Consider the following 16,802-nt stretch of genomic DNA (forward strand, 5'->3'; position numbering starts at 1 on the left):
CAGTCGGGTGACCGCACCCCGGAGCAGCCTGGCGGCGGCGCGCCGGGCCGGGAGGAGAGGACCGCGGGAATCGGGGAGCCGCGCCACGGCTTCCCGTGTCCGCTTCGGTGCGGTCCCCGGTGATCCCTGACAACCGCTACGGGGCCGCGTTCATCAGGTCCAGGGCGCTCTGCTGGCGGGCCGCGTCGGTCTTGTCCAGCGGGCCGTACCAGCGCAGGCCGTACTGGTCGAGAGCGTTGCGGTCGGAGGTGTGGGCGCGGTCCGCCTGGCGTGTGAGGTAGGCCGTGTACGGGTGGTCGGGCAGGGCGGCGTTGAGCTTGCCCAGGCCGCGGACGTGGGCGCCCTTGAACGACGGGCCGTCCGCGCCGCAGTCGCCCGACTCGCAGGGGTCGCGCAGGATGCCGTCCGCGGTGTGCAGTGACGGCGCCGTGGTCGCGGCGTCGGCGAGCCGGCGGGCGGTGGTCAGGAGGGCGTCCTCGCCGGTGGCGCGGTGGAGTTCGGTGAGGGCGCCGAGCAGCACGCCCTGGTTGTACGACCAGACCGGCTGGCCGTTGTTGCGGCAGGTGCCCAGGTCGATGCCGTCGTTGACCAGGGAGGAGCCGTTGATCATGCCGGTGCCCTGGAACCAGGTCCAGCCGTCGCGCGCCCGCTTCAGATACGCGGTGTCGCCCGCGACGCGGTTGTGCAGGGCCGCGTTGAGGTGGATGTAGAGGGAGTTGGAGATGGCGTTCTTGTACGTCTTCGCCTGGCTCCACCACACGCCGCCGCCGCAGCGGCCGTCCCAGTACGCGGCCATGTGGTCGGCGTCGGCGCGGGCGGTGTCGAGGTAGCGGCGGTCGCCGGTCAGGTCGTACGCGGCGATCCAGGCCAGGCCCCACCAGCCGGTGTCGTCGATGTAGTCGTTGCGGAACTGGCCCTGGTGGGCGCCGAGCTGGCGGTCGTAGGTGTTCGCGACGGCGTACTCGTAGCTGCGCATGCCGCTGACGCGGATGTTGTCGATGACGGCGGTGAGGGCGTTGGCGGAGTTCCACCAGCCGGTGGTGGCGAAGAGGCCGGTGCCCTGGTCGTAGAAGGACATCTGCGCGGTGGCGGCGGCGGTTCTGCGGTCCCAGGCGTTCCAGGTGCTGCGGGCCCAGGGGGTGCAGGCGATGTCGGGGCGGTCGGCGGCCTTGCCGCAGGCGCGCAGGGCGCCGACGCCGCGGTTCGCCCAGTCGTCGACGTTGTACATGCCGGTGCGCCAGCCGCGCTGGCCGGCGGGGATGGCGGTGTTGCCGAGCCGGCTGCCGGAGGCCCAGGTGCGGCCGCCGTCGAAGGAGCGGTCGAGCCAGACCTCGTCACCGGGGCTGCCGTTGCCGATCGTCGCCCAGCCCATGGCGCTGTCGTCGTCCACGTGCAGCGCGAAGGTGCGGGAGAAGAGGGTGGCGGTGACGGCGGTGCGGTCGCGGGTGGCCTGGGCGGGGTCACGGGCGTCGCAGTAAACGTTGCAGATCCGGGCGAGTTCGGGTGCGGCGGGTGCGGGTTGCGCCGCGGATGTGGGGGCGGGGACGGCGGCCAGGGAGCCGGCGGCGAGTGCGGCCGCCGCCGTCAGCGTCGCTAAGCGCTTCATATGCACCACAGTGACCGGATGTCATGTTTACGTCAATGACTTCGGCCCCGGGTCTGGACGGCGTGCCCGGGTGGTGGTGTCGTACGACATGAGCCTCATCTTTATAACGTTGTAGAGCCGGAGGAACCCCGTACCCACTCCCCCACACCCCCCGCGCCCCCACGAGCACGCCGGTTACGCGGCCGGTCGCGCGCGGCCGCCGCCGTCTTCGCCCTCGCCGCCGCCCTCCTCGGTACGGGCCTCACCGCCGCGCCCGCCGTCCGCGCTCTCCGGCATCCAGGCCCGTATCACCGAGAACGACAGGCTCTGGTACCAGCGGACCTTCACCGTCCCCGCCGGCTGGTCGGGGCGCCGCGTCGTGCTCAACTTCGGCGGCTCCGACTGGGAGACGACCGTCCTGGTCAACGGCCGCGCGGCCGGCGCGCCGCACCGCGGCGGCTGCCCCGCGCCCGGCAGCGGCGGGGTGCGGCTCTCGTCGGCGAACTTCCCCGGCAGCTTCGTCCGCCACATCGATTCCGAGGTGTGGCTGGCCCGGCAGGGCGCGGGCCACCCCTGGGACAATCCGGCCACCTTCACCGAGGACACCACCTGGTCCGTGGCCGCACCCTGGGCACCGTAAGGCGGAGCCACGTAAGGAAGAGCCGCCGCAAGGCGGGGCCGGCCGGGGAGACCCCCGGCCGGCACGCCGGCGGGCCGTCCGCGGTCAGGCGATCTTCATCGTCGCCATCATGCCCATCGCGGAGTGGTCGAGCATGTGGCAGTGGTAGACGTACGAGCCCCTGTGGGTGTCGAACGTCGCCTGGACCTTGACCGTCTCGTTCGGGCGCAGGTTGACGGTGTCCTTCAGCCCCGCCTCGCCCGGGCCCGGCGCCTGGCCGTTGCGCTCCAGGACGCGGAACTGGACGAGGTGCATGTGGAAGTTGTGCCACGCGATCTGGTTGAGGTTCTTGATGGTCCAGATCTCGCTGGCGCCGAACCGGATCTGCTGGTCCACCCGAGCCGGGTCGTACAGCTTCTCGTCGATGTACGCCTGCGGGTTCGGGCGGCCGTCCTCGTCCATCCGCAGGGTGACGGTGCGCTCGGCGGTCGGCTGCGGCAGCGGCGGCAGCTCGCGCAGCACGTCCGGGACGCGGCTGCTGTCCTTGGCGGGCCTGACGATGTCGAAGCGCAGTACCTGGCCGACGAGTTCGGGGCTGCCGAAGCCGCCGGTGTTCTTCAGCACGACGCTGCTGCCGACGGCGTAGCGGGAGAAGTCGATGACGACGTCGGCGCGCTCGGCGGCGGACAGCGGGATGGCGGTGGTGCGGTACGGGCGCGGCAGCAGCCCGCCGTCGGAGCCGATCTGGATCATCTCGCCGCCGTCCTCAAGCCGCAGCTCCATGAAGCGCTGGTTGGAGCAGTTGAGCAGCCGGATGCGGTACTTGCGGGCGGCGACCTGGACGTACGGGTACGCCTTGCCGTTGGCGATCATCGTGGAGCGCTGCCGGTCGCCCATCGTGTAGTGCAGTCCGGTCGCGTCCACGTTGGCGTCGCGGATGGCGATGGGCAGGTCGTACTGCCCGGTGGGCAGCGGCAGCGCCTCCTCGACCTCGTCGGTGAGGAGGTACTGGCCGGCCAGCCCGCGGTAGACGTTCTCGGACTCGATGTGGTGGGCGTGGTCGTGGTACCAGAGCGAGGCGTGCGGCTGGGTGTTGGGGTAGTAGTACGTACGGTCCGCGCCCGGGGCGATGGTCTCCATCGGCTGGCCGTCGTGCTGCGGATCCACCTCCCCGCCGTGCAGGTGCACCGACGCGGGCACGTCGAGCCGGTTGCGCTGCTGGATGACGACGGGCCGGCCGCGGCGCGCCCTGATCAGCGGGCCGGGGAAGCTGCCGTTGAACGTGAGCACCTGCGACTGGATGCCGGGGAGTATCTCCGCGGTCGCCGGCTGCATCGTCATGACGTAGACGTCGACGCCGCCGCCCGTCGACACCGGCAACAGCACCGTGGGCCGCGGCATGGGCTGGGTGAAGGGCGTGACCGCGGGCGCGGCGTTCGCCGCCCGCGCCGCGCCGGCGGGCTCGGCCCCGGCCGGTGTGGTCACCAGCGGGACTAACGCCGCGCCGGTCACCCCCGTGCACGCCGTTGCCATACCCGCAGCGAGCACCCTGCGCCGACTCACCATGAAAATTGCCTCCATCGAACTGTGACCTGTGTGCGCCCCGGATCGCCGGATCGCCACGGCGCTGTGACGGACGGGGATCGGGGGCGCGGGAGGGATGAGGGTCGTGGCGTCCAGACGGTTCCGAGGCCGTGTCACCCGGGCCGTGGACGGTCCGTGCGGTCACCGGTGCGGGCCGGGTCCGGGAGCCTTTGGGCCCGGCCCGCACCGGGTTCTGCGGGATCCGTAACGGATCGACAGGGAGGTGTGAGCGACTCGCACCTCGCGTCGGCAGTATGGATCGCCCCGCTTGGGACTGACTTGATTTCATGCAGGAGGGATGGCGGCAAAGCCCGAAGCAGACTGATTTATTCTTCAACGACCCGAACGCGGGCCGGGCGCGGCCGCGCCCGGCATCCGGTCGGCGTGAGGGCCGAGGGCGGCGCTCCGCCGCAGGTGGGCGGCGGCGTGAGCGGCCCGCCGGCCGGCGGGCGGCCGGGATGGCAGCCGCGGAGCGCTCGCCTCCACCCAGCCCGGCCGCTCACCTCTTGACGACTTCTTTACTCACCGCCTGGCGGGCAGGCGGGGCGGCAGCGGTACCGCGTTGCCCGGCACGGTGCCGCCCTCGCTCAGCCCGAAGCGGCGGTGGAAGCGGCGCAGGGGGCCCGGGGCGTACCAGGCGGAGCGGCCGAGGAGGCGCATCGCGGCGGGTACGAGGACGCCGCGTACCGCCACCGCGTCGATGAGGATGGCCAGGCCGCTGCCCAGGCCGAACATCTGCATGAAGCTGATCTGCGCGGTGCCGAAGGCGAAGAAGCTCACCGCGAGCAGGCAGGCCGCCGCGCTGACGATGCGTCCGGTGTGCCCGAGGCCGTCGGCCACGGCGGTCCCGTTGTCCGCGCCCTGCTCGTGCAGCTCCTTGATCCGGCTGGTGACGAACACCTCGTAGTCCATGGACAGGCCGAAGGCGATGCAGAACATCAGCATCGTCATCGACACCTCCATCGGCTGGGCGGTGAAGCCGAAGACCGAGGAGAGGTTGCCGTCCTGGAACATCCAGGTCATCACGCCCAGGGTGGCGCCCAGGCTGAGGAGGTTGAGGACCAGCGCGCGCAGCGGCTGCACCACGCTGCCGGTGAAGAGGAAGAGCAGCACGAAGGTGCTGAGCACGACGAGCGCAACGGCGATCGGCAGCCGGTCCGCGAGGGAGTCCTTGGAGTCGACGAGCGCGGCGGCGACCCCGCCGACCCGCGGTTCCGCGCCCTCGGGCGGCGCGACCCCGCGTACGTCCGCGACCAGCCGCTGGCCGGCGTCCGACTTCGGCGCCGCCTCGCCGACGACGCTGAGCTGCTGCGCGTCGGGCCGGCCGAGCGCGGCGCTGCCGGCGCCGGCGGGCTCGCCCGCGGCGTACGTCGCGGTGCTCGCCTCGACGCGGACGACGCCGTCCAGGCCGGAGAGTTCGCTCGCGTACGCCGCCAGCGGGGCCTCGGCGACGGCCCCGTCGATGACGACGTGGACCGCCCCGTCGTCGTTGCCCGCGAAGTCCTCCCGCAGCACCGTGGCGACCTGGCGGCTCCGGGAGTCCTCGGGCAGCACCCGCTCGTCGGGCGTGCCGAACGTGATGCCCAGCAGCGGGCTCGCCGCCAGCAGCAGCACCGCGAGCACCGGCAGCGCCGTGAGCGCGGGGCGCCGCATGACGGTACGGGCCAGCCTCCCCCACAGCGGGGAACGGGAGTCACCGCGCCCGGACTTCGCCCACGGCAGCCTGCCGCCGTTGACGCGGTGGCCCAGCACGGCGAGCAGCGCCGGCATCACGAAGAGCGTGCCCAGCGCGGCGATGGCGACGACGCCGACCCCGGCATAGCCGAAGGACCGCAGGAAGTACTGCGGGAAGACCATCAGCGCCGCGAGCGCGGCGGCCACGGTGGCGGCGGAGAACACGACGGTACGGCCCGCGGTGTGCACCGTGGTGCGTACGGCTTCGGCGACGGACGCGCCCGTGCCGAGCTGCTCGCGGAACCGGCTGACCATCAGCAGCGCGTAGTCGATGCCCAGGCCCAGGCCGAGCGCCGTGGTGAGGTTGACCGCGGAGACGGAGACGTCGGTGACGCTGCCGAGGACGAAGAGCTGCGCGAAGGTGCCGGCGATGGCGATGAGCGCGATGGCCAGCGGCAGCAGCGCCGCGACCACGCTGCCGAAGACGAACAGCAGCAGCACCAGCGTCAGCGGCACGGCGATCGCCTCGGCGAGCACCAGGTCCTTCTGCACCTGCGGCGACAGCTCGACGTCCACGGCGCTGCCGCCGCCGGCCCGGACGTCGAGGCCGCCGGCCCGCTCCCCGGTGAAGGCGTCGACGACGCCTTCGGCGTTCTCCGCGCGCTCGGTCTCGTCGCCCTCGACGTGCGCGAGCACCAGGGCCTCGCCGCGGTCCTTCGAGCGCAGGGCGGGATTGCCCGCGTCCCAGTACGAGACGACGTTCGTGACCCGGTCGTCGGCCCTCAGCGCGGTCACCAGGTCCCGGCCGCCCTCCGCGACCGGCCGGGCGTCGACATCGGCGCCGTCCCGGGTGGCCCGTACCAGCAGGACGAGGTTCGTCTCCCCGCCGAACTTGCCGTCGATGATCTCGCCGGCCCGGGTGGACTGGGCGGACGGGTCGTCGTAGCCGCCGCCCTTGAGCTGGGCGAAGGCCCCGGCGCCGAGGGCGCCCATGAGGACGACGGCCACGGCGGCGACGACGAGGACCAGCCGGGACCGGCGGATCGCCAGCTCGGCTATGCGGTTGAACACGGTGGGTCTCCTTTGTGCATGTAACGCGATATGTCCGTCAAGCGGCAAGGGGTCGGCCCGGGTCGACGGGGAGGGGGGCCGGCGCGCACGACGGTAGCCAGGCGACGGAGAATTTGGCAGTGTTAAGTTTTTCTGACAAGCTGCCGCCGAACGGGGAGTTGCCATGACCGTGGACGAACGCCCCGCGCCCCCGCCGTCGCTGCGCGAGCGGCGCCGGACGGTCGCGGTCCGGGAGATCGTGGACGCCGCCGAGGCGCACATCACGGAACACGGTCCGGCGGCGCTGTCACTGCGGGCGGTCGCGCGCGGGCTGGGGATGACGGTGCAGGCGCTGTACCACTACTTCCCCAGCAGGGACGCGCTGCTGACGACGCTCATCACCAAGACGTACGACGACCTGGCGGCGGCGGTGCAGGAGGCCGCCGACGCGGCCGGCCCCGGGGGCGGGGCGGGGTTCGCCGCCGCGACCGAGGGCTACCGCCGCTGGGCGGTGGCCAACCCGGAGCGGTTCCAGTTGATCTACGGCACGCCGCTGCGGTACTACGCGGCGCCCGCCGAGGGGCCGACCACGCAGGCCGTGCGCAGGATGAGCGCCGTCTTCGAGCGCGAGATGTTCCGCGGGTACGGGAGGGACCGGCTCGCCGCCGCCGGCATCCCGCCCCTCTCCCCCGAACTCCACGCCGTGCTCGACGGCTTGCGCGGGAGCGACCCGGCGGCGCTGCCGCCGGCGGCGGTCGCGCTGCTGTTCAGCGCGTGGGGGCACATGCACGGGCTGGTGGTGCTGGAGGTGTTCGGCCACACCGCGTTCCTCGGCGACCACCGCGCCGAGCTGTTCCGCCTGTCGATGCACAACCTGCTCACCGACATCCGCCGCCGCATCCCGGACGCCGCGTAGGCCGTACGACTCGCCGGCCGGTGCGGGTCAGGGGTTACGGGCCGGGGGTTACGGGCCGGCAGTGAACCCGCCGCCTACGGGGAACCTCAGCGGCACGCCGCCGACGATACCGGGGGCCTCCCGCCCTTGGGCCGGGAGGCCGGGCCGATCCCGCCGGCGGTCTCCTCGGCCCGGCCGTGGCTCAACCCGCGCCCCGCCCGCGTTCTCCCGCGTCTTCGCCCGTTCGGTCAGGACACGGATTCGCCTTCGGCCCGGGCCCGGGAGGCGTCGGCTTCCGCCCTCAGCCGCTCGGCCCCCTCGTGGTCCCCCACCTCGTCGAGATAGAACGCCTGCCACTCGCGGGCACGCAGGGTTTCCTGGTGGTCGGGGGCTTCGGCGCGCGCCCAGTCGGCCACGACCTCGCCCATCAGCCGGGCCGCCTCGGCGTAGTCCCCCGCCCCGCCGACGTAACGGGCGTGGAAATGGCGCGCATTCATGGTGTCGCGGTGGTCGGGCCCCACGACGCGCGCCCAGTCGGCCACGACCTCGCCCATCAGTCGGGCCGCCTCGGCGTACTCCTCCGCCTCGCCCAGCTCCCACGCACTGAGGTGGCGGGCGAGCAGGGTGTCGCGGTGGTCGGGGCCGAGGAGGCGCGCCTGATCGGCGGCCAGTCCTGCGTGCAGCCGGGCGGACTCCACGTGCTCCCCCGACGTGCCGAGATGGGAAGCGTGGCGCTCGCGCGCGCTCAGGGTGTCGTCGTGGTCAGGACCCAGGACGCGGCCGGTGTCGGCGGCCAGTTCCGCGTACGCGCGCGCGGCCTCCGCATGCTCCCCGGCCTCACCGAGATGGCGGGCCCTGCTGCCGCGGGCGGCCAGGGTCTCGGCGTGGTCGGGGCCACGCACCCGGGACAGGTCGGGGAGGAGTTCGCCCATCAGGCGGGCGCCTTCCGCGTGGTCCCCCGCCAGTCCGACGCAGTGGGCGTGGAGCATGCGGGCGACCAGGGTCTTCTCGTGGTTGCGCCCGTGCACGCGGATCCGGTCGTCGAGGAGGACCGCGAACAGGCGCGCCGCCTCCGCGTGGTCCCCCGAGTCCGCGAGATTGGTGCCGTGGAGATGGCGGGTGAGCAGGGTGTCGGGGTGGTTGGGGCCGAGCACACGGGCGGTGTCCGTGACGATGTCAGCCAGCAGGCGCACGGCCTCCTCGTGCCGGCCCGCGTTGCCGACGGCCTCGGCGTGGCCCCGGCGGGTGGTCACGGTGTTGCGGTGGTCCGGGCCCAGCCGGCGTACGAACTCCGGGATCAGATCGCCCAGCAGAGCCGCGGCCTCCGCCTCCCGGCCCGACTCCGCGACGGCCATGGCGTGGTGCTGGCGGGCGTAGAGGACATCGATATGGTCGGGCCCCTGCACACGGCTGCGGTCCGCGACGACCTCGGCCAGCCGGCGGGCGGCCTCCTCGGACTCGCCCGTCCTCTTGAGCTTGAGGGCCTGCCGGTGGCGGCGGCGCAGTGCGCGGGGGCGGTCGGCCTTCGGTACGCGACCGGAGGCGGCGGGCGCGGGCTCGGGCTCCGGGGGCGGGCCGGCCGGCTGCGTGGGTTCGTACCGCGGGGGTGCGGTCATGGTGGGCGCGTCGTGCGGGGGCGGCGGGGCGTTGTCCGGCTCGGTGTTCGGCGCGGTATTGCGCGCGGTGGGCGGTACGGCACGGGCCTGGATGAGGGTGTGCACGGCCTCGGGCCACCGCGCGGCGGCCGGGAAGTCGTCGCCCGGGTCCCACTCCGCGGCGATCAGGCCGAGGAGTTCGGCGGGGGTGGGCCGGTCGTCCGGGTTCTTGGCCAGGCACGCGGCGACGAGGGTGCGTATCCGCTCGGGCACCTCGTCCAGTTGCGGTTCCGCCGTGACCACGCGGTGCAGGACGCCCAGCGGCGTGCCGCGCCCGAACGGCTCGACGCCGCCGGCAGCGTAGGCCAGGACGGCACCGAAGGAGAAGACGTCGCCCGCCTGCCGGACATCGCCGTCCCGGGCCTGTTCCGGGGACATGAAGCCCGGCGTGCCGATGGTCGCGCCGGTCCCGGTGAGCACGGTGCCGTCCACGGCGCGGGAGATCCCGAAGTCGATGACCCGCGGGCCGTCCGCGGCCAGCAGCACGTTCGACGGCGTGAGGTCGCGGTGGAGCAGCCCCTCGGCGTGGATGGCCTGCAGCGCCTCGACCAGCCCGGCGGCCAGCGGCCACACCGAGACCTCGGGGAACGGACCGGCCGCGCGCACGGCTTCCGCCAGGGAGGGGCCCGGGACGTAGAGCGTGGCGATCCACGGCGGATCGTCCTCCGGGCCCGCCGCCATCACGGGCGCGGTGTACGCGCCGCTGACCGACCGGGCGGCGGCCACCTCCCGCCGGAACCGGCCGCGGAACTCGGGCTGCCGCGCCAGATGGGCGTGCACCACCTTCACCGCCGCGGCCCGCCCGCCGGGCGACCGGCCGAGGAACACCTCCCCCATGCCGCCCGCGCCCAGCCGGCCGCGTAGCACGAAGTCGCCCACCCGGGCGGGATCCCCAGCCGCCAGCGGCTCCACGGCACTCTCCTTCCGCGCCGGAGCACACGTCCCGGCACTGCTCGCCCCCCTACCCAACCACCAAGCGGTTCCCCGGTAGTTGACCTTGGCGCGACCGGTACCCCCGATCGGCGGGGGACCCGTCCCGGACGGTGGCGGATACGGTGCGGGCGGAACCCGGCACGGCGGGGAGGAGCGGGCATCGTGGGACGTGTGCGGCGGGGCGTGGCCGGGCTCGTGCCGGTCGCGGTCGCCGGGCCGGCGGGCCCGCCGCCTGCACCGGCGGCGACGACGCGAAGGGGCGGGAGGAGGCGGACCCGACGGCTTCCCCGACCCGCTACCGCGTACGCCGCCGCCGGCGCGGCAGACGGTGGCAAGCAGCGAGGACGCCTGCGACTTCACCGGGCCGTTCGAGGCCGGCAAGGTGGGGCCGGGCCCTCGGCAGACGTGCCCCGAGTCAGCCCTCTCCCCTGCCACCGACTTCCAGTTGGTGACGGGCGACGCGCTCGCCGACCGGCTCCGCCCGTTCGTGGCGGGGCCGCCGCTGACACCGGCGACCGCCGCGGGCCCGCGGGGGGCGCGGCGGTCGCGGTGCCGTAGCGCGCGCGGCCGGCCGTACGCGAACGGGCGCGGGGTCCGCGCCCGTTCCCGTACGCGCTCAGGCCCTCAGGACAGCAACTGCTTCCACACCGTTGCGTCCAGCTCCCGGCCCGACGGCGCCCGCCGCCCGCGGCCGAGCAGCGCCTCGACGGCCTTCGTGACCTCGCCGCCGGCCCCGGCGCGTCCACGCGGGGTGATCAGCGGCCAGATGTCCGCGCCGAGGTAGCCGGTCTCGTCGTTGCGCTTGTGGTACTCCGCCGAGCAGGAGTGCCGCTCGACGCCCCCGTCCTCGGCGAGCTTGGCCACGGCCCGCTTCGTCTCCGGGCCGAAGAGCCCGTCGGCGGGCAGCCCGTTGAACCCGCGGGCGCGCAGCAGGTGCTGCGCCGCGCGCACCACGGGGCCGCTGTCGCCGGGGCGCAGCAGCGGCCAGACGGCGGTCCGCTCGGGCTTCGGGGCGCCGAGCACCCCGGCCACCGCGTCGCGCAGCTCCGGCAGGCGGGCGTAGAGCACGTCGCCGGGGCACTCGGTGGAGTTGAAGTCGCGGTGGCCCATGATGTTCTCCACCGGCCGCCCGTACTGGCCGGCGATCCAGGCGACCATCGCGACGAGCGAGTCCCACAGCGCGGTGGGCACGTCGACGTCGGTGTAGAGGCCCTCGTTCTCGATGCCGATGACCTCGCTGTTGCGGCCGCCGACGTTGGCGCCCTGCACGTGCTGGGTGCCGCCGCGCACGACGTCCAGGGTCTCGTGCCGGCCTTCGAGGCAGAATCCGCCGCGGCTGATGGTGAACTGCTGGCCGGTGTCGCCCCATCCCTGGGTGTCCATGTGGAAGTTCTGGATGGACCGGCAGATTTCCATGGCGTGTTCGAGCGAGTAATCCTCGCTGTTGCCCGGTTCCGCGGTGTGGTGGACGGCGATGTACGTCGGCACGTGGTCGAGGACGACGATGTCGATTTCCGGCGGTCGGGCACCCCATTCCGCGGTGCCGTAGATGCGCGGCTCGGGCGCCGCGAGCGCACGGGCGCCGCGCGGCGGGGCGGGGGCCGCGCCGGGCGCGGCCGTGGTCGCTGAGCTGGGCGTGGCGTGTGCGAGCCCCGCAGCGCCGAGGCCGAGCGCGCCGGCCGCGGAGGCGGTCAGTCCGCCGCGCAGCAGGGCGCGGCGGTCGAAACCCGGATGTGCTGCCATCCTGGTCTCCTTCTTCAGGTGGGGGGTGGATGTGGGGGGATCAAGGATTGTGCGCGCGCGCTGTCCGGTCGGCCATGAAAACATCCGGGACATGCACACGACAACCCCCGAGTAACAACGGCCCCTATTCCACGGGGAATTGGGGTCAACTCCCGCGTCAATGGGCCGACCAATGAAAACGACGATACGCGAATAGCGATGACGCCCGTCGCCGCCTCGCCGGGCGCGGGGTAGCCTCTCGCACGACCGTCGAGGAGGTCCGGTGGTACGCGAACAGGCAGGCCGGGTGCTCGGGGCCAACCTGCGGGCGCTGCGTGCCCGGGCGGGGCTCTCCCTCTCCGGGCTGGCGCGCGCCTCCGGGATCGCCAAGGGCACGCTGTCGCAACTGGAGACCGGGACCGGGAACCCCACCATCGAGACCGTGTTCAGTTTGTCGAACGCCCTGGGGGTGCCGGTGTCCTCGCTGCTCACCGAGCGCGAGGACCCGGACGTGCTGCTGGTGCGCTCGGCGGGCCTCGAAGTGCTCAGCAGCAACGCGGTCGACCTGCGGATGCTGCGCCGGATGGACCTCACCGACACGGTCGTCGAGCTGTACGACCAGCGGGTGCGCCCCGGCGAGGTGCAGCACTCGGCGGGCCACCCCGGGCGCGAGCACGTCGTCGTCACCTCCGGGCGGCTCCGGGTGGGCCCGCCGGAGGCGCCGTACGAGCTGGGCCCGGGCGACTACGTCTGCTTCCAGGCCGCCGCCCCGCACGTCTACGAGACCGTCGGGGGCCCGGTGCTCTCGGTGCTGATGCTGGAGTACCCGGCCGCCGCGCACCCGGTTCCGCCGGTCGCCTCGTGCGCCGTTCCTGCGCCGCGACAGAACGCACATCGCGTCCCCGGAACAGGGGCTTGACCGCCGATCGGCGCCCTCCATACGCTCGTTGCCGTTCGTTTTAATGAACGGAGGTGGGCGGCAGGTGGCGTACGACGTCGTGGTCGTGGGCGCCGGTGTGATCGGCGCGGCCTGTGCCGAGGCGCTGACCGCAGCCGGGCTCTCGGTGGCCGTGCTCGACCGCGGCGCCCCCGCGAGCGGCACCACCGCCGCGGGCGAGGGCAACGTCCTGGTCTCCGACAAGGCGCCGGGACCCGAGCTGGCCCTCGCCCAGCACTCCCGCCGCCGCTGGCCCCATCTGCTCGCGGAACTGCGCGACCTGCTCGGCCCGCGCCGCGCGGAGGCGGAGTGGGAGGCCAAGGGCGGCCTCGTCGTCGCCACCGCGCCCGCGGCGGCCGGTGCGCTCGCCGACTTCGCCGCCGCCCAGCGCACCGCGGGCGTCCGGGCGGAGCCGGTGACCCCCGCCGAGGCCGGGGCGCTGGAGCCGCACCTGACCGCGGACGTCACGGCGGCCGTCCACTACCCGCAGGACGGCCAGTTGCAGCCGGTGCTCGCGACGACGGCGCTGCTGGCGGCGGTACGGGAGCGGGGCGGGCGGGTGCGCGCCGGCGTCACCGCGCACGGGGTGGTGACCGGTGCCGGGGGCGCCGTCACGGGCGTGCGCACCGACCGGGGCACGGTGCCGTGCGGCGCGGTCGTCAACGCCTGCGGGCCGTGGGCCGGCCGGTTCGCCGCGGCGGCGGGGGCGCCGGTCGCGGTGCTGCCGCGGCGCGGGCTCGTCCTCGTCACCGCCGCGCTGCCGGCGGGCACGGTGCGGCACAAGGTCTACGACGCCGACTACGTCGGCGCGGTCGCGGGCGGCACCGCGGACCTGCAGACGTCGACCGTCGTGGAGGCGACGCGGTCCTGCACGGTGCTCATCGGCTCCAGCCGGGAGCGGACCGGCTTCGACGAGACGGTGCGGGTGGCGGTGCTGCGCGAGCTGGCGCGGAAGGCGGCCGGGCTGTTCCCCGTGCTCGCCGGAGTGCCGGTGATCCGCGCGTACGGCGGCTTCCGGCCGTACGTCCCCGACCATCTGCCGGTGATCGGCGAGGACCCGCGGCGCCCCGGGCTCTGGCACGCGACGGGCCACGAGGGCGCGGGCATCGGGCTGGCGGCGGGCACCGGGCAGTTGCTGGCGGATCTGTTCACGGGACGGGCGCCGGAGGTGGCCGCGGAGCCCTTCCGGGTGGACCGCCCAGGGGTCATGACACAGGCGGAGGCGGCGGATGAACCGGCGTAGGCGGGGGCGGGCGTGGGGCGGCGGGGCCGGTGCGGCAGGCCCGTCGCCGGACCGTGCGGCGGGGGCAGGTGAGCAGCGTCCGGGCGCGGGCCCGGCGGGCCGGGGCGGGGACCTGATGATCGTGCGGGTCGACGGGGAGGAACTGGTCACCGAGTCGGGGCGGACCGTCGCCGGGCTGCTGCTGGCGCTCGGCCGGGTCTCCTGGCGTACGACCCGCGGCGGCGGCCGGCCGCGCGGCGTCTTCTGCGGCATCGGCGTCTGCCACGACTGCCTCGTGGTCGTCAACGGCGCCGCCGACGTCCGCGCCTGCCAGCGCCTCGTGCGCGACGGCGACGACATCCGCACCCAGGACGGCGCGGAGCTGCCGGCATGAGCGGGCCGGGGGTGGCAGGACCCGTCGTCGTCATCGGCGGCGGGCCCGCCGGGATGGCCGCCGCCAGGGCCGCGGCCCGGCTCGGCGTCCGCGTCCTGCTCGTGGACTCCGGCGCGATGCTCGGCGGGCAGTACCACCGGCAGAACTCCCTTGCGGGCCGGGACCTGTTCGCGCTGCCGCCCGGCGTCGAGCATCTGCCGCACACCGTCGTCTGGGCGCTGGAGCCCGTGCCGGGAGGCGGGCACCGGGTGCACCTCCGCACCGGACCCGCCGACGGCCCCGGCCGTACCGGGCGCGAGGTCGGGACCCGGGCGCTGGTGCTGGCCACCGGGGCGTACGACAGGGCGCTGCCGTTCCCCGGCTGGGACCTCCCCGGCGTCTACACCGCGGGCGCCGCGCAGGCGCTGGCGAAAGGGCAGGGCGTGCGCGTCGGCGAGCGGGTGCTCGTGGCCGGCACCGGTCCTTTCCTGCTGCCGGTCGCCGCGTCGCTGACGGCGGCCGGGGCCGGGGTGGCGGGGGTGCTGGAGGCCGCCGAGCCGGTCACGGCCTGGCTGCGGCGGCCCGCCGGCGCCGTCGCCGGATGGCGCAAGTTCGGCGAACTCGCCGGGTACGCCGCGCTCCTGGCCCGCCACCGCATCCCGTACCGGCGCCGCACCGCCGTCGTCGCCGCGCACGGCACGGACCGCGTGGAGGCGGTCACCACCGCGCGGCTCACTCCCGGCTGGGAGACCGTGCCGGGCAGCGAGCGGCGGGTGGAGGCCGACGCGGTGTGCGTCGGCTTCGGGTTCGTGCCGCAGGTGGAGACCGCACTCGCGGCGGGCTGCGCGCTCGACGGCGGGTTCGTCGCGGTCGACGCCGCGCAGGCCACCTCCGTGCCCGGGGTGTTCGCGGCCGGCGAGCTGACGGGCGTCGGCGGCGCCGGCCCGGCCGCCGCGGAGGGCGAGGTCGCGGGCGTCGCCGCCGCGAAGCTCCTCGGCGCCCGCCCGGCGCCCCCGGCGGCGGCGCTGCGCCGGGTACGGGCCGGGCGCGGGTTCGCCGCCGCGCTGGCGCGGGCGTACCCGGTGCGGGACGGGTGGCGCACCTGGCTGGCCGACGACACCCTCGTGTGCCGCTGTGAGGAGGTCCCGTACGGCGAGCTGCGCCGCTCGGTGCAGGAGCGCGAGGCGCTCGGGGTACGGGCCGTGAAGCTGGTCAGCAGGGCCGGGCTCGGCCAGTGCCAGGGCCGCGTGTGCGGCCCCAACGTCGCCTGCCTGACGGGCGTGCCGGACGCGGCGGCGTTCGCACGCCGCCCGATCGCCTCACCGGTGCGGCTGGGCGAGCTGGCCGAGCCGCCGCCCGCGGAACCGGAGCCGGGAACGTGACCGTACCCGTACCGCCAGACCGTCCTTCGAAGGAGACCGCCATGCCGCACCACACGTGGGACAGAGCCGTCCCGGCCCACCCGGCGGGGGTGTGACATGCGCGCCTCCCGCTACTTCACGGCCGTCGACTCGCACACCGAAGGCATGCCGACCCGGGTGATCACGGGCGGCGTCGGGGTGGTGCCCGGCGCCACGATGGCCGAGCGCCGCGAGTACTTCGCCAAGCACCTGGACGACATCCGGCAACTGCTGGTGAACGAGCCGCGCGGGCACGCCGCGATGAGCGGCGCGATCCTCCAGCCGCCGACCCGGCCGGACGCCGACTACGGCGTGCTCTACATCGAGGTCTCCGGGCTGCTGCCGATGTGCGGGCACGGCACGATCGGCGTGGCCTCGGTGCTGGTCGAGACCGGGATGGTCACGGTCACCGAGCCGGTCACGGAGGTCCGGCTGGACACGCCCGCGGGGCTGGTGATCGCCCGGGTCGCGGTCTCGGGCGGCAGGGCGGAGTCGGTGACGTTCCGCAACGTGCCGTCGTTCGCGCTGGAGCTGGACGCGGCGGTGGAGGTGCCGGGGCTGGGGCGGGTCACGTACGACATGGCGTTCGGCGGCAACTTCTACGCCATCCTGCCGATCGAGAGCCTGGGCATCCCGTTCGCGAAGGCGGAGAAGGAGCGGATGCTGACCGCGGGCCTGGCGATCATGGACGCGATCAACGAGCAGAACCGTCCGGTGCACCCGGCGGAGCCGGGCATCGCGGGCTGCAAGCACGTCCAGTTGACGGCGCCGCCGGGGGGCGGCCCGGCGGACGCGCGCAACGCGATGGTCATCCACCCGGGCTGGTTCGACCGCTCCCCCTGCGGCACGGGCACGTCGGCGCGGATGGCGCAGTTGTACGCGCGCGGGGAGCTGGAGCTGGGCGCGGACTTCGTCAACGAGTCCCTGCTCGGCACCCTGTTCACGGGCCGGCTGGCGGCCGGGACGGAGATCGACGGCCTGCCCGCCCAGATCCCCACGGTGACGGGCCGCGCCTGGATCACGGGCATGTCCCAGTACCTCCTGGACCCCGACGACCCCTTCCCCGCCGGCTTCACCCTGTAGCGCCGGCGGCCTCCCGCCGCGGGAGGGCTCCCGGGCCCTCCGTCCTACGGTGCCGGTGGTGGCGCCCGGA

The 16,802-nt window shown here is 74.7% G+C and carries 11 protein-coding genes and 1 pseudogene; 7 read left to right on the plus strand and 5 right to left on the minus strand.

The window, feature by feature from the left end:
• Positions 1-136 precede the first annotated feature (136 nt).
• Entirely contained in the window at positions 137-1,606 is a 1,470-nt protein-coding gene (locus CXR04_RS06325) for a glycoside hydrolase family 76 protein (protein ID WP_101420900.1), read from the minus strand.
• Positions 1,607-1,859: 253 nt separating this feature from the next.
• Between CXR04_RS06325 and CXR04_RS36840 the strand changes: the two are divergent.
• Positions 1,860-2,225: pseudogene (locus CXR04_RS36840) on the plus strand (AbfB domain-containing protein); the annotation flags it as partial.
• A gap of 84 nt (positions 2,226-2,309) precedes the next feature.
• Here CXR04_RS36840 and CXR04_RS06340 read toward each other — a convergent pair.
• Both CXR04_RS06340 and CXR04_RS06345 read right to left on the minus strand, forming a co-directional pair.
• Entirely contained in the window at positions 2,310-3,770 is a 1,461-nt protein-coding gene (locus CXR04_RS06340; RefSeq protein WP_199850403.1) for a multicopper oxidase family protein, read from the minus strand.
• Between the two features lie 540 nt (positions 3,771-4,310).
• Positions 4,311-6,533, minus strand: a complete 2,223-nt coding sequence (locus CXR04_RS06345) for an MMPL family transporter (RefSeq protein ID WP_101420902.1) — start codon at positions 6,531-6,533, stop codon at positions 4,311-4,313.
• Positions 6,534-6,696: 163 nt separating this feature from the next.
• On the opposite strand from CXR04_RS06345, the gene CXR04_RS06350 reads away from it, so the two are divergent.
• Complete coding sequence (locus tag CXR04_RS06350) at positions 6,697-7,428, plus strand: TetR/AcrR family transcriptional regulator (protein ID WP_101420903.1); 732 nt, start codon at positions 6,697-6,699, stop codon at positions 7,426-7,428.
• Positions 7,429-7,655: 227 nt separating this feature from the next.
• Here CXR04_RS06350 and CXR04_RS36375 read toward each other — a convergent pair whose 3' ends face one another.
• Both CXR04_RS36375 and CXR04_RS06365 read right to left on the minus strand, forming a co-directional pair.
• A complete protein-coding gene (locus tag CXR04_RS36375; protein WP_101420904.1) occupies positions 7,656-9,974 on the minus strand; it encodes a serine/threonine-protein kinase in 2,319 nt (772 codons plus the stop codon).
• A gap of 645 nt (positions 9,975-10,619) precedes the next feature.
• Entirely contained in the window at positions 10,620-11,738 is a 1,119-nt protein-coding gene (locus CXR04_RS06365) for a peptidoglycan recognition protein family protein (protein ID WP_101420905.1), read from the minus strand.
• Between the two features lie 262 nt (positions 11,739-12,000).
• Between CXR04_RS06365 and CXR04_RS06370 the strand changes: the two genes are divergently transcribed.
• From CXR04_RS06370 to CXR04_RS06390, 5 genes are all read left to right on the plus strand, one after another.
• Positions 12,001-12,636: a helix-turn-helix domain-containing protein gene (locus tag CXR04_RS06370; RefSeq protein WP_101420906.1), complete on the plus strand. Its 636-nt coding sequence runs from the start codon at positions 12,001-12,003 to the stop codon at positions 12,634-12,636.
• Between the two features lie 64 nt (positions 12,637-12,700).
• Entirely contained in the window at positions 12,701-13,897 is a 1,197-nt protein-coding gene (locus CXR04_RS06375; RefSeq protein ID WP_101420907.1) for an NAD(P)/FAD-dependent oxidoreductase, read from the plus strand.
• 115 nt (positions 13,898-14,012) lie between these two features.
• Positions 14,013-14,270 (plus strand): (2Fe-2S)-binding protein, encoded by a 258-nt coding sequence (locus tag CXR04_RS06380; RefSeq protein ID WP_101420908.1) that lies wholly within the window; start codon positions 14,013-14,015, stop codon positions 14,268-14,270.
• Complete coding sequence (locus tag CXR04_RS06385; RefSeq protein ID WP_101420909.1) at positions 14,267-15,631, plus strand: FAD/NAD(P)-dependent oxidoreductase; 1,365 nt, start codon at positions 14,267-14,269, stop codon at positions 15,629-15,631. The genes CXR04_RS06380 and CXR04_RS06385 overlap by 4 nt, the downstream gene beginning before the upstream one ends.
• 96 nt (positions 15,632-15,727) lie before the next feature.
• Positions 15,728-16,732: a proline racemase family protein gene (locus tag CXR04_RS06390; protein WP_101420910.1), complete on the plus strand. Its 1,005-nt coding sequence runs from the start codon at positions 15,728-15,730 to the stop codon at positions 16,730-16,732.
• Positions 16,733-16,802 lie beyond the last annotated feature (70 nt).

This window comes from Streptomyces sp. CMB-StM0423, from assembly GCF_002847285.1.
Classification (GTDB): domain Bacteria; phylum Actinomycetota; class Actinomycetes; order Streptomycetales; family Streptomycetaceae; genus Streptomyces.